10 protein-coding genes are annotated in these 13,012 nt (G+C 60.9%); 6 read left to right on the top strand and 4 right to left on the bottom strand.

The window, feature by feature from the left end; all coding sequences use genetic code 11:
• Positions 1 to 279: 279 nt before the first annotated feature.
• The 3 genes from B3M58_RS10975 to B3M58_RS10965 form a co-directional block, all read right to left on the bottom strand.
• Positions 280 to 1,281 carry a tripartite tricarboxylate transporter substrate binding protein gene (locus B3M58_RS10975; RefSeq protein ID WP_296219089.1) on the bottom strand — a complete coding sequence of 334 codons (1,002 nt, stop codon included), beginning with the start codon at positions 1,279 to 1,281 and terminating at the stop codon, positions 280 to 282.
• A gap of 69 nt (positions 1,282 to 1,350) precedes the next feature.
• On the bottom strand, positions 1,351 to 2,865 hold the full coding sequence (locus B3M58_RS10970; RefSeq protein ID WP_296219088.1) for a tripartite tricarboxylate transporter permease: 1,515 nt from the start codon (positions 2,863 to 2,865) through the stop codon (positions 1,351 to 1,353).
• A gap of 13 nt (positions 2,866 to 2,878) precedes the next feature.
• Complete coding sequence (locus B3M58_RS10965) at positions 2,879 to 3,349, bottom strand: tripartite tricarboxylate transporter TctB family protein (protein ID WP_296219086.1); 471 nt, start codon at positions 3,347 to 3,349, stop codon at positions 2,879 to 2,881.
• A 652-nt stretch (positions 3,350 to 4,001) separates the two neighbouring features.
• Between B3M58_RS10965 and B3M58_RS10960 the strand changes: the two genes are divergently transcribed.
• The 4 genes from B3M58_RS10960 (at position 4,002) to B3M58_RS10945 (ending at position 8,005) form a co-directional block, all read left to right on the top strand.
• On the top strand, positions 4,002 to 4,778 hold the full coding sequence (locus B3M58_RS10960) for an IclR family transcriptional regulator (protein WP_296219084.1): 777 nt from the start codon (positions 4,002 to 4,004) through the stop codon (positions 4,776 to 4,778).
• A gap of 247 nt (positions 4,779 to 5,025) precedes the next feature.
• Complete coding sequence (locus tag B3M58_RS10955) at positions 5,026 to 6,075, top strand: Gfo/Idh/MocA family protein (protein WP_296219083.1); 1,050 nt, start codon at positions 5,026 to 5,028, stop codon at positions 6,073 to 6,075.
• 54 nt (positions 6,076 to 6,129) lie between these two features.
• A complete protein-coding gene (locus B3M58_RS10950; RefSeq protein ID WP_296219082.1) occupies positions 6,130 to 6,945 on the top strand; it encodes a sugar phosphate isomerase/epimerase family protein in 816 nt (271 codons plus the stop codon).
• A 178-nt stretch (positions 6,946 to 7,123) separates the two neighbouring features.
• On the top strand, positions 7,124 to 8,005 hold the full coding sequence (locus B3M58_RS10945; protein ID WP_296219080.1) for a DMT family transporter: 882 nt from the start codon (positions 7,124 to 7,126) through the stop codon (positions 8,003 to 8,005).
• A 72-nt stretch (positions 8,006 to 8,077) separates the two neighbouring features.
• Here B3M58_RS10945 and B3M58_RS10940 read toward each other — a convergent pair whose 3' ends face one another.
• On the bottom strand, positions 8,078 to 9,421 hold the full coding sequence (locus B3M58_RS10940) for an MFS transporter (protein WP_296219079.1): 1,344 nt from the start codon (positions 9,419 to 9,421) through the stop codon (positions 8,078 to 8,080).
• A gap of 768 nt (positions 9,422 to 10,189) precedes the next feature.
• On the opposite strand from B3M58_RS10940, the gene quiC reads away from it, so the two are divergent.
• Complete coding sequence (gene quiC, locus B3M58_RS10935) at positions 10,190 to 12,097, top strand: 3-dehydroshikimate dehydratase QuiC (RefSeq protein ID WP_296219078.1); 1,908 nt, start codon at positions 10,190 to 10,192, stop codon at positions 12,095 to 12,097.
• 141 nt (positions 12,098 to 12,238) lie between these two features.
• A complete protein-coding gene (locus B3M58_RS10930) occupies positions 12,239 to 12,910 on the top strand; it encodes a TetR/AcrR family transcriptional regulator (protein WP_296219076.1) in 672 nt (223 codons plus the stop codon).
• Positions 12,911 to 13,012: the final 102 nt, after the last annotated feature.

Genomic DNA, 13,012 nt, shown 5'->3' with positions numbered 1-13,012 from the left:
CGACGAAGCCGGCGGCGTGGCTGGCCAAAGGCAGGCTGGCCGCGGCCGCGGCCAGCGCTAGGGCGATGGCGCTGGGAAGCAAGGCTGGACGGCGGGTTCTATTCAGACGAGTCATTGTTGTTATCCCTCTGCTTGGTTAAATCGTTGGCATGAAAAGTCCCCTCCGCGTGAGCGGATGCTTGAAAAAAGCAGGGGATTAACCGGTGTTTGGCGTTATTGCGGTGTATCGCTGGCGTTGGGCAAGCCGCATGGGATGTGGCTTGCCCGACCGCTTTAGATTTACGGCTTGGCGATGCCGACCGAGTCCGGGGAGATCTCGATGGCTTTGGCCTTGTACATCGACCAGGTGGTGACCGACTGCCAGCGGCTAAGGAAGGCTTCGGCTTCGGCACCGTTGAGGTTCAGGCTTTGCGCGCCGTAATTTTTCAAAAAGCCCTGGAACTCGGGGTTGGCCACGGCCTTGGCATAGGCGTCGGTGAGTTTCTGTTTGATGTCATCCGGGGTGTCCTTGTGCACGAAGGCGCCCCAGAACGGACCCCATGGCAGGTACTCGGCGATGTCCGGCAGGGCCGTGGTGATGGGCTCGACACCTGGCAGTTCCGGCACTTCCTCGCTGGCCAGTACGGCCAGGGCCTTGAGTTTGCCGGTGCGGACCATTTCCTTGGCGGCTGCCAGGCTCAACGGCATGAAGTCGATGTGTTTGCCCATCAAGGCAGTAATCCCAGGGCCGTCGCCGCCGAAGGTCACTTCGCGCACTTTCAGTTCACCCACGGCATTGATCATCGCGTGCACGGTGCTCGGCAGGCCGCCGGCGCCGGTGCTGCCCATGCGCAGGGTGTCCGGGTTGGCTTTGGCATCGGCGAGCAATTCGGCCATGGAGTTCCACGGGCTGTCGGCATTCGCCGCGATCACCACGACGTTCTGGCCGATGATGTTGACCGGATAGAAGTCGCTGTAATCGAACTTGGCCACACCCAATACCGGGTACAGCTGCGGGTTTTCCGCGCCGAGCAGCACGGTGTAGCCATTCGGGCGTTGTTGCAGCACATAACTGCTGCCGATCACGGCGGTGCCGCCGGGGCGGTTGTTGAGGATCATTTTGCCGCCGAGCTCTTTTTCCACGTAGGGCGACAGGCTGCGCATCACGTTGTCGGTGGCGCCGCCCGGGCCCCAGGGAATCACCGCCTGGATGCTGCGCTCCGGGTAATCGGCATGCGCAGGCAAAGCCAGGGTCAGGGCGCTCAAGGACACGGCGACGCTGGCGAATAGGGTTTTAAGCATGTGGAGAATCTCCATCTGGTTGTTTTTGTTGGTCCCCGTGGGCCGGGGCATGCCTTGCTGCAAGGTGACTCAGGAGTGCAACGATGCCGCTTTGCGTTTACGTTTCAGCCAGCCGAACAGCGGCGTGTTGCTCAGTAGGATCAACACCAGGGCGGTGCCCAGGATCAGCGACAGTGGGCTGCTGACCAGCCCGCCCAACAGCTCAAGCGGGTTGTCGCCGGCCGAGGACATGGCCTGGCGATAGGAGGTGTCCATCAGCGGACCGAGGATGGCGCCGAGGATGATCGGGCCCATCTGGAAGCCGAATATCTTCAGCAGGTAACCGAGCAGACCGAAGCCGAGCATCCAGTAGACTTCGGTCATGCTGCTGTTGATCGAGTAGGTGCCGACTACGCACAGCACGAGGATCAGCGGGATGAGCATGGCCTTGGGTATTTCGACCAGTTTGGCGAACAGCTTGATGCCCATCAGGCCGAAGATCAGCAGGAAGATGTTGGCCAAGGCCAGGTTGCCGACGGTGAACCAGAAAATGTGCGGGTTCTCCACCATCAGCATCGGGCCGGGGTTGAGGCCATGGATTACCAGGGCGCCGATGATCACCGCGGTGACCGCATCGCCGGGCATGCCGAGGGTCAGCATCGGCACGTAGGCGCCACCGACCGCCGCGCTGTTGGCGGTTTCCGGGGCGACCAGGCCTTCATAGGCACCTTGGCCGAATGGCTGGGTTGGGTTCTTCACCGTGCGCTTGGCATGGTCGTAGGCCATCAGCGCGGCGATGTCGCCCCCCACGCCGGGCAATACACCGACGATCACCCCAATCAACGAGGTGCGGATCGACAGCGGCAGAAACTTCAACACCATGGCCAGCGACGGGATGATCTTGTCGACCTTCTGCCGCACCGGTGGGCTGTCGAGGTTGTGCAGTTGATAGAAGGCTTCGGCAACACCGAACAGGCCGATCATCAGCACGACATAGTGAATGCCGCCCATCAGGTCGATTTGGCCCATGGTGAAGCGCCCTTCGGCGGTTACCGGGTCCATGCCGACCATGCCGATCACCGCGCCCAGGGCGGCGGCGAAAATGCCTTTGGCCAGCGAGCCTTCGGACAGGCTGCCCACCAGCAATAAACCGATGGCGGCAACCAGGAAGTAGTCGCGTGGCGCAAAGCGCAGGGCCAGATCGCCGATCACCGGTGCGGCGCTGGCCAGCACCAGGGTGCCGATCAGGCCGCCGATCACCGACATCACCGTACTCAGGCCGATGGCGCGGCCGGCTTCGCCTTGCTGGGCCAGCGGGTAGCCGTCGAACGCGGTGGCGACCGAGGAGGGCGCGCCGGGGATGTTCAGCAGGATGGCGCTGCGGGAGCCGCCGTAGACGCCGCCGATAAAGATGCCGACGATCAGCGCCAGGGCGTCATTGACGTCCCAGGCGAAGGTGAAGGACACCAGGATGGAGACCGCCATGGTCACCGACAGGCCCGGGATCGCGCCGATGTAGATGCCGGCGAAGGTGCCCAGAGCCGTCAGCATCAGCAGCTGCGGATCACTCCAGGCCATGAACAGGTAGGCAAATGTCTCGCTCATTTCGATAGTCCTGTTAAGGCAGATAGACGCTGAACGCCAGGGTGAACAGCAGGTAGATCAAGACGACCAACAACCCAGCCGTGAGCAGTGCACCGACGATCCGCCCGTTGCGCAGGTAAACCATGGACAACACCAGAAACAGGAAGGTACTGAGGTAGAAGCTGATCCACTGAATGGCCATGAGGTAGGCAATCGCCAGGCCGGCGAAGATCAAGGTGCGCTTGGGGAAATGTTGGCCGGTGAACTGCTTGAGCGAATCGAACCAGCCTTGGGTGTCCGGTGCGCTCTTCTTGCGCAGATCGAGCAGTACCGTTGCGGCGGAGAGCAGCATGACCAGGCTGACGCCGAGCGGAAATGCGCCAGCGGAGTTGATCGAGCTAAAGCCGGCGATCTGATAAGCCAGGTACATCACGGCCAGGCTGAAAAGCACCAGCAGCACGCTGAAGGTGCGCTCGCCTACCAGCATTTTTTCTGTTTTTTTCATGCTATCGCTCCAGCGGGGAACAGCGGTGTTAGAGGCCAACCATGGCGAGAGGGCTCAGCACGTCTGCCGTGCACGACCAAGCGCCGCAGAAACGACGGCGGCGCAGCGATATGCGATGAGCAATGGCGAGGCGGCGGTGGCGGCCGTAGGCATACGGCCAGGCTGGCGTGGCACCTGTGCAGGCGACGTGCGCTGCGCGCGGTGAGTCGCCGGGGTGGCCACGTGGTGTGCAGACGCACACGCTGGCATTGGCTGTGACATGACAATCGACCTTTTTATATTTATTGGTTCGTTGTGCTGAAGCGTTATGCGCCTGACAACGTAGGCAACAGTGGCGCATCGCTTCATGCGTGCTGGGAATAGTGGGCCGGGCCCCTGGGCATTTCAATTCGTTAAAGGCGCTTCTGTTCGATAATCGAACAAGAACGAACCGGTTAGTACATTAAAATTATCGGTTCGAAGTATCAAGGTCGTACCGCTGTCGGGCTACTAGCTATTAGTCGTCACGCGCCGAGCAGGCTTGCGCTAGGGTCTCCGGTGTGGCCGTGTGGCGGCGGCATTTGGCGGATGCGCATGCGCCCTGAAGCGCTTCCAGGTTCCGTGTCCACGGGATGTCTTTTAGAATCGCGCAAATTTACTCAGGAACCGCCCCATGGCTGGTAGTCAGATAGAACGCGCTTTGCGCCTGCTTGAGAGCCTCACCAGTGACGCCCGTGGCTTGCCCATGCAGTCGCTGGCCGAGCAGTTGGACATCCCGAAAAGCGCCACCCACCGCATGCTCGCCGAGCTGATTCGCCTCGGTTACGTGCGCCAGGATCCGCAAACCAGCCGTTATCGCCTGTCGACCAAATTGGTTGCATTGGGCTTTCGCTACCTGGCGAGCAGCGGCGCCGATATTGTTCAGCCGATTCTCGATCGACTGGCCCAGGAAACCGGTGAGCTGGTGCGGCTTGGGGTGATCGACGGCGAGCGGCAGACCTGGATTGCCAAATCCCAGGGGGCTCGCTCGGGGTTGCGTTACGACCCGGACATGGGCCGCGATGCCCCGCTGTTCTATACCGCGTCCGGGCACGCCTGGTTGGCCAGCCTCAGCGATAGCGAGGCGCTGGCGTTGGTTGAGCAACAGGGGATTGCCGACCCCGTGGCATTCGGCCCCAATGCCCCACGCTCCACTGATGAGCTGCTGGCGCGCTTGGCGTTGGCGCGGCAGCAGGGTTATGCCTGGGTCGTGGAAAGCGCCTCGGTGGGCACCTCGGCAATTGCCGCCGTGGTCCAGCACCCGCAAGAAGCGCGCGCGATTGGCGTGCTCAGTGTGGCCGGCCCCAGCGCGCGCCTGCCGCTGGAGCGCATGCATGCGCTTGCGCCGCTGCTGTTGAGCGCCGCGCAAGAGTTGTCGGCCGCCAGTTTGGCCTCCGAATTGTTCGTCTGAATAGCGCGGGGGCAACCCCGCGGCTTGCCTAGCCTCCAGGCTTTCGCCTGGCGTGCGTTCTGCGCCTTAGTCTGTCCTTGTCCTGTGTATGCGTGGCCTGTCGCCGTTTCGGCGGCCGGCAGTCGGCCGTCTATTTTTTCTTGCATAAAAATAGAACCGAGTTCTAAATTATCCAATAGATTGATTTCGGAACCTGGTTTCATCACCTGAATGCATCACGCCTGAACACCAAAGGAGGACCGCTGCTGTGAATCAACCTCTGCGTATTGCCCTGATCGGCGCCGGCGTCATGGGCCGTCAGCATTACCACCACCTGCGCACGCTCGACGACGCCACGTTATGCGCCGTCTGCGATCCAGGGCTGCAGGCGGCCGAGTTCGCCGCCGCATGCGGCGTGCCGTATTTCACCGATCACCAGCAGATGCTGGAGCAGAGCAAGCCTGAGGCGGTGATCGTCGCCAACCCCAACAGCTTGCATGTCAGCACGGCGCTGGCGTGCATCGCCGCCGGGGTGCCGGTGCTGCTGGAAAAACCCGTGGGAGTGCACCTGGATGAGGTGCGTGAGTTGGTTGCGGCGTCAACCGCCAGCGCTGTGCCGGTGTTGGTTGGCCATCATCGACGGCACAATCCGTTGATCGCGCGTGCCCATGAGTTGCTCAGCAGCGGCGCGCTAGGGCGGCTGACCAGCGTCACTGCGTTATGGCAAGTGCAGAAGCCGGACAGCTATTTCGACATTCCCTGGCGCCGCGAAGCCGGTGCGGGCATGTTGCTGACCAACCTGATCCACGACCTCGACCTGCTGCGCCACTTGTGCGGCGAGGTTCGTCAGGTGCAGGCCTTTACCAGCAACAGCGTGCGCGGTTTTGCCAATGAAGACAGCGCGGCGGTGCTGCTGCAATTCGACAATGGCGCGCTCGGCAGTTTGACCGGTTCTGATGCAGTAGCCGCGCCCTGGAGCTGGGAGCTGGACTCGGGCGAAAACCCGATTTACCCGAATCAGGCCGACCAGCCGTGCTACCTGCTGGCCGGCACCCGGGGCGCTTTGAGCATTCCGCAACTCAAGCGTTGGCACTATGCCGAGTCGGGCGCGGGTTGGCACCAGCCGCTGCTGCACGTGCAGGAGACGTACCCCCATGAGGAGGCGTTGCGGCGCCAATTGCAGCATTTCCTGCAGGTGGCCCGTGGCGCAGTTGCGCCGCTGGTCAGCGCCGCCGATGCCGGGCGTACGCTGGCGTTGATCGAGGCCATCCGCAAGGCGGCGGAGAGCGGCCGCGCCTGTGCGCCTGAGGTTATCTGAGAACCGTTTGAATATGCCCAATCGGGCGATCTATAACGCTGCGAAGTGATGATTATGAGTGAACGAAGCCTTTCCCTTGCCGCCCTGACGGTCCTCGAATTGTCGCCGCCGGAGATGGTGGAAGTCGCTGCGCGTGCCGGCTACAGCCACGTCGGCCTGCGCCTGATACCGGCGACGCCCGAGGAGCAGCATTTCCCCTTGGTGGCCGATGCCGACCTACGCCGACGCACCCAGCAGCGTTTGCGCGATAGCGGTGTTGCAGTGCTCGATGTGGAAATCTTGCGGCTGAAACCGCAGACCCGGGTGATTGATTTTGACGCGGTGCTCGCCGTGGGCGCGGACTTTGGTGCGAGCGAACTGCTGGTCGCCGGTAACGATGCCGACGAAGCGCGCCTGACCGATAACTTTGCCGCGCTCTGCGAGTTGGCGGCGCCCTATGGCCTGCATCCACACCTGGAGTTCATGCCCTGGACCGATGCGCGCAACCTCGTGCAGGCCGCCCGTATTGTGGCCGCGGCTAATTGCACCAACGGGTGCGTGTTGGTCGATGCGTTCCACTTCGACCGTTCCGCTTCGCACCTTGACGACCTGATCGCATTACCGCCGGCGCGCCTGCGTTATGCGCAGCTGTGCGATGTGGCGGGGCCGCGGCCGAGCGATATGGACGAAATACTGCGCCAGGCGCGCAATGAACGGCGCTTTCCAGGCGACGGCGATTGTGACCTGTTGGGGCTGTTGCGGGGCTTGCCGGCCGACATTCCCTTGAGCCTGGAAATTCCGACGCGGCAGTTGCTAGAGCAGGGCGTCACTGCGTTGCAGCGGGCACAGATGGCGTTGGATAAAACCCGCAATCTGCTCGGTTTGCTCTGAGCCAGACAGCCGGCCCGATGTGCAGGTGGTTGCGCCGAACACCTGCGCCGCGATGAGGGATGGAACTCGGTTCTATACTGCGCTGGTGCGCTTAAGCGAGCGGGGGTAGACTGCGCCGCGCATAGTTAGCCGCCTATTTATTAGTTTAATTGCTGTTTTGCCTGCCCATGAGAAACCGATGAGTACAGCCAACTCGACGTTATCCGGTGCCAGCCAGCCGCTCAAAGGCATTTTATTGGTGGTCTTGGCGACCTTTCTGTTTGCCAGCCACGATGCACTGTCAAAATACTTGTCGGGTTTCTACCCGGTGATCATGGTGGTGTGGGCGCGTTATCTGGTGCACACCGTGCTGATGGCGGGGATTTTCCTGCCGCAGTCGGGCTTGCGCGTGTTGCGCAGCAAGCGGCCGGGGTTACAGGTGCTGCGCGCGCTGTGTCTGTTGGGCACCAGTCTGCTGTTCACCACCGGGCTGTTGTTCATTCCGCTGGCGGAAGCCACCGCAGTCAACTTTCTCACGCCGTTATTGGTCACTGCGCTGTCGCTGCCACTGCTGGGCGAGTCTGTCAGTCGCGGTCAATGGATTGCGGTATTGGCCGGCTTCGTCGGTGTGCTGATCATCGTCCACCCAGGTGGCGAACTGTTCACCCCAGCGGTATTGCTGCCGTTCGGTTCGGCCTTGTGCTTCAGCTTTTATCAATTGCTCACGCGCAAACTCAGCGAAATCGACAGTGCGACCACCAGCAACTTCTTTGCCGGGTTGTTCAATACCCTGGCGATGAGCGCGCTGGTGCCATTCTTCTGGCAGCTGCCGAATCTGAGCCATGGCGTGTTGATGCTGGCGCTGGGCGGCTGTGGCATGTGCGCCCACCTGTTCCTGACCCAGGCCTTTCGCCATGCCCCACCGGCGTTGCTGGCACCATTCGGTTACGGGCAGATTGTCTTCGCCGGGCTGCTGGGCTTTGTGGTGTTTTCGCACACGCCGGGTACGTTGGCGCTGCTCGGTATCCTGGTGATTTGTCTCAGCGGTTTAGCGGCGGCCTGGCAGAATCGCGGCGCTTGAATAACCTGTCGTTGGCCGATACTCAGCCAGAAAACAGCCCATCACCAGGATGGGCTTTTTTCTGCCAGTCGATTACGCCTGCGCGTCGACCGTTTCGATCTTGCGTGGCGCCATGAAAAACAACCAGACCAGGGCGATGAAGTACATGGCCGGAATCATGGTGAACAGTACGGCGTAGTTATTGTTGGTAACGGTCAGCACGTAGCCGACGATCTGCGTCATGAACATGCCGCCAACAGCGGCGCACATGCCGCCGAAGCCGAATACCGTGCTCATCATGTGCTTGGGCGTGTAATCCATGACCAGGCTCCAGATGTTCGCGGTCCAGGCCTGGTGCGCGCCGACTGCCAGCGAGATGGCCAGCACCGCAACCCATAAGCCGCTGGCGTTCGCGGCGAAGATCACGCTGACGATGGTGCAGGCGAACACCAGCATGGACGCCAGACGGGCAGTGGTCGCGCGCACGCCACGGCCGATCAGCCAGGAGGAGAGAATGCCGCCGCCGATACTGCCGAAGTCGGCAGTCAGCCAGATCAGAATCAGTGGAATACCCATCTGGGTGACGCTGATGCCGAGGTCGTATTGCTGGTTGAGGAACGGCGGCAACCAGTACAGGTAAAACCAGAACACCGGCGCGGTAATCGAGTAGGCGAGGGCGAATGCCCAGGTGCCGCGCATGCGCAGGATGCGCGACAGGGCAACCTTGGTGGGCTCGGGCTCGGCTTCTTGTTGGATGTAATCCAGCTCGCTCTGTTTGACGTTCGGGTGCTCCTCCGGGTTGTAGTATTTCAACGCCCAAAACAGCAGCCAGACCAGGCCCAGCGCGGCCATGCCGAGGAACGCTGCTTGCCAGCCCCAGACTGCGAGAATCAACGGCAACAGCGCTGGCGTCAGCATGGCGCCGACGTTGGTGCCGGCATTGAAAATACCGGTGGCGATCGCCCGTTCGCCGGCGGGGAACCAGATGCGCGTGGTTTTGACGCAGGCGGGGTAGTTGGCGGCTTCGGTCAAACCGAGGATGAAGCGACAGAGCATGAAGCCGACCGCGGAGGTGGCCAGGCCATGAGCGCCGGTTGCCAGGCTCCACAGCAAAACGGCGAGGAAGAACGCGCGTTTTACGCCAACCCTGTCGATGAAGCGCCCTTGCAACAGAAAGCCGACAGCGTAGCCGACCTGGAACCAGAAGTTGATGTTGGCGTAATCCATCGCCGTCCAGCCCATCTCTTTGGCCAGAATAGGCTGCATGACGCCGAGTGCCGCACGGTCTATATAGTTCAAGGTGGTGGCAAAGAACACCAGGGCGAGCATGCCCCAGCGGGTTTTACCGACCGCCATGGCGCCGCGGATTTTGTCGCCAATGCCGCCGTTGCCGAGGTGTGGTGCAGGGGCGGTGTGAGTGCTTTGGGAGTGGATCATGTTCGTGCAGCCATCCGTTCTGTGCCCGGTGGAGTTGACCGCCAGGCGGGACTAGGACTGCTCTCAGTTGCCCGTCGACGCTACTGCTGTGCAGCGCGTGATCGCTGCGTGATCGCGGTAGCTGTTGTGTTGGCGCCGATCATGAGTGACCGGTGTTGACGCAACGAGGTTTGCGGGGCCTGAAAGCCGGCAACCATCGGCCAAATGCTGGTTGGCACGCGGCGGCGGTTGATTTTCGATAGCGCTAAGCGGCTGATCAGCCTTGGCTGAACTGTCGTCGGAGGCAGGCATGAGGGGCGGCGCCAGCGGCAGTGCTTCTGGCCGCACGGGCAAGACGGGCGCTGGAATGGTGCGAGCAGGCTGATAAAGCGTTGAATGTGATCATGTGCGTGTACCCGATTCTTGAAATTGTTATGGCGTGACGTTGGGGTGGACGGGTTTGATTGCAGCACGCCAGGTGGCAGAGGCAGGTGACGCGCGGTCACGCAGTGGTTGCCTGCAATGTGTAGTGATGGTGCGCAGTGATCGGCTTATCGTCAATTCGCTGACAGGTCTTGCGTTCGATAATCGAACACAAAACTAACTAGTTCGTACACTTTGGTTTGCCCTGCAGAGTCGACACGCCAATAATCATTTCACCCTGATCTGCGCTTGGTTCCTCGCGTGACGTGCTGATCGAGCCACGCCATTGGCTCGTTGCCACATTACCAAGCGCACCCCCACGTGCCGCTGCGCGCAGAGCCGGCGCCAATAACCAGGAGCTGAAGTATGCAGCGTTCAATTGCCACCGTTTCGTTGAGCGGTACCCTGCCGGAAAAACTCGAAGCGATTGCCGCCGCCGGTTTTGATGGCGTGGAGATCTTCGAAAACGACTTGCTCTACTACGACGGTAGCCCGCGCGATATCCGCAAGATGTGCGCGGACCTGGGCATTACCATTACCTTGTTCCAGCCATTTCGTGATTTTGAAGGCTGCCGCCGTGATCGTCTGCCGCGCAACATCGACCGTGCCGAGCGCAAGTTCGACCTGATGCAGGAGCTTGGCACCGATCTGGTGCTGGTGTGCAGCAACGTCGCCGCCGACTCGCTGGGTGATGAAGAGATTCTGGTCGACGACCTGCGTTTGCTCGCCGAGCATGCCGGCGCTCGTGGTTTGCGCATCGGTTATGAGGCCCTTGCGTGGGGGCGCCACGTCAACACCTATCAGCAGGTCTGGAATCTGGTGCGTCAGGCCGATCATGCGGCACTGGGCGTGATTCTCGACAGCTTCCATACCTTGTCGCTGAAAGGCGATCCCAGTGCCATCGCGGACATTCCCGGCGAGAAGATCTTCTTCGTGCAAATGGCCGATGCGCCAATCCTGGCTATGGATGTGCTGGAGTGGAGTCGGCATTTTCGCTGTTTCCCGGGGCAGGGCGAGTTCGATCTGGCCGGCTTCCTGGCGCCGATCATCCGCACCGGTTATAGCGGCCCGTTGTCACTGGAGGTGTTCAACGATGGTTTCCGCGCTGCACCGCCACGGGCGAATGCCGCCGATGGCTTGCGCTCGTTGCTGTATCTGGAAGAAAAGACCCGCAAGGTGCTGGAGAAAGATACGTCGCCAGCCAACCTGGATATCCTCTTCGCGCCGCCACCGGCAGGGCGTTACGACGGTGTCGAATTCCTTGAGTTTGCCGTCGACGAGGCCATAGGCGCCAAACTGTCCGGCTGGCTGGAACGCCTGGGATTTGCCCGGGCCGGCCAGCATCGCTCGAAGGCTGTCAGTCTGTTGCGTCAGGGCGATATCAATATTGTTCTCAACGCCGAACCCTATTCCTTCGCCCACAGCTTCTATGAAGCGCATGGCCCCTCGCTGTGCGCGACCGCATTGCGGGTCAAAGACGGAGCATCGGCCTTGCAGCGGGCCTGCGACTACCGCGGGCAGCCGTATCGTGGCCTGGTTGGGCCGAATGAGCGGGAGATTCCGGCAATGCGTGCGCCGGATGGCAGCCTGATCTACCTGGTCGACCCAGGTAGCGAGGGGCAGAGCATCTACGACACCGACTTCAGCCTCGATGCGAGCGCCGCCGTCACGGGCGGGCTGGAGCGCATCGACCACATGGCGTTGGCCCTGCCAGCCGACGCTCTGGACAGCTGGGTACTGTTCTACAAAAGCCTGCTGGACTTTGAGGCCGACGACGAGGTGGTGCTGCCCGACCCTTATGGTCTGGTGAAAAGCCGAGCGTTACGCAGCCGCTGCAGCTCGGTACGTTTGCCGCTGAACATCTCGGAGAATCGCAATACGGCAATTGCCCATGCGTTATCCAGCTACCGGGGCTCGGGCGTCCACCATATCGCCTTTTCGTGCGCCGACATCTTCAAGGAAGTCGCACGGGCCAAGGAGGCGGGAGTGCCGTTGCTGGATATACCACTCAACTACTATGACGACCTTGCTGCGCGCTTTGATTTCGATGACGAGTTCTTGAGCGAGTTAGCCTATTTCAATGTGCTGTATGACCGCGACGCACAAGGCGGCGAGTTGTTCCATGTGTATACCGAGGCGTTCGAAGAGCGCTTCTTCTTCGAAATCATCCAACGTAAGAATGGGTACGTCGGCTACGGCGCGGCCAACGTTGCAGTGCGGCTGGCGGCCATGGCCAAAGCGCGCAGCGGTGCAGGCAAGCGCGTGCAGTTATAGGCGCATGTACGCGAGTAGTTATCAGGTCACGCGTGTTGACGGTTTATCAGGCTGGCGCGCGGTCATGGAGGCGCTCAGCCTTTCTTCGTTGTGCCGCGCGGACGATAATCCGCGCACTTTTTATATGTCGGTGAGCCTGCTATGAGCAATTCTGCCGTTACCCTCGATGAAGCGGTCGCCGAGGCGCCGCGCAAAGGGCGCAAAAACAATCCGGAGAAAACCCGCGAGAGTATTCTCCAGGCTGCGATTGCCGAGTTCGTCCAGTTGGGGCTTTCCGGCGCGCGGGTGGATTCGATCGCAGAGCGCACGCAAACCTCAAAACGGATGATCTACTACTATTTCGCCAGCAAGGAACTTCTCTACTTGGCGGTTCTGGAGAAACTCTACGGCGATATCCGCAATACCGAAGGCAAACTGCACCTGGACGAATTGGCGCCCAGCGAGGCGATTAGCCGACTGGTCGAGTTCACCTTCGACCACCATGATCGGAATGTTGATTTTGTGCGTATCGTCAGCATCGAGAACATTCATTACGGCCAGCACGTGATGCAGTCCGAGCTGATTCCCTCGCTGAACAATTCGGTGCTGCAAGCGATTGACGACATTCTTCGGCGCGGTGAAGCGCAAGGAATTTTTCGGAGTGGCTTGAACCCACTGGATATCCACATGTTGATCAGCTCGTTCTGCTTTTACCGGGTCTCGAATCGACATACCTTCGGCTCGATCTTTCAGATCGACCTATCGGCGGATGAAGTCAAACAGCGACATAAGCAGGTGATCTGCGAATCCGTACTGCGCTATATGCAGTGTTGAGCGCTTCAGCACAAAAGGGCCGCTTGGCCCTTTTGCATATCGACAGAGACTGAGCCGCTTAGCTAAAACTGCTGAAGTGATTGCGGATTCCACGCTGACTCG

Source organism: Pseudomonas sp. UBA2684 (assembly GCA_002354655.1).
Lineage (GTDB): Bacteria > Pseudomonadota > Gammaproteobacteria > Pseudomonadales > Pseudomonadaceae > Aquipseudomonas.
This window is presented reverse-complemented; position numbering and strand designations above follow the sequence as displayed.

Coding starts and splice junctions, on each gene's coding strand:
- B3M58_RS10975 (WP_296219089.1), bottom strand. CDS start 1,281: ATGCTTAAAACCCTATTCGCCAGCGTCGCCGTGTCCTTGAGCGCCCTG.
- B3M58_RS10970 (WP_296219088.1), bottom strand. CDS start 2,865: ATGAGCGAGACATTTGCCTACCTGTTCATGGCCTGGAGTGATCCGCAG.
- B3M58_RS10965 (WP_296219086.1), bottom strand. CDS start 3,349: ATGAAAAAAACAGAAAAAATGCTGGTAGGCGAGCGCACCTTCAGCGTG.
- B3M58_RS10960 (WP_296219084.1), top strand. CDS start 4,002: ATGGCTGGTAGTCAGATAGAACGCGCTTTGCGCCTGCTTGAGAGCCTC.
- B3M58_RS10950 (WP_296219082.1), top strand. CDS start 6,130: ATGAGTGAACGAAGCCTTTCCCTTGCCGCCCTGACGGTCCTCGAATTG.
- B3M58_RS10945 (WP_296219080.1), top strand. CDS start 7,124: ATGAGTACAGCCAACTCGACGTTATCCGGTGCCAGCCAGCCGCTCAAA.
- B3M58_RS10940 (WP_296219079.1), bottom strand. CDS start 9,421: ATGATCCACTCCCAAAGCACTCACACCGCCCCTGCACCACACCTCGGC.
- quiC (WP_296219078.1), top strand. CDS start 10,190: ATGCAGCGTTCAATTGCCACCGTTTCGTTGAGCGGTACCCTGCCGGAA.
- B3M58_RS10930 (WP_296219076.1), top strand. CDS start 12,239: ATGAGCAATTCTGCCGTTACCCTCGATGAAGCGGTCGCCGAGGCGCCG.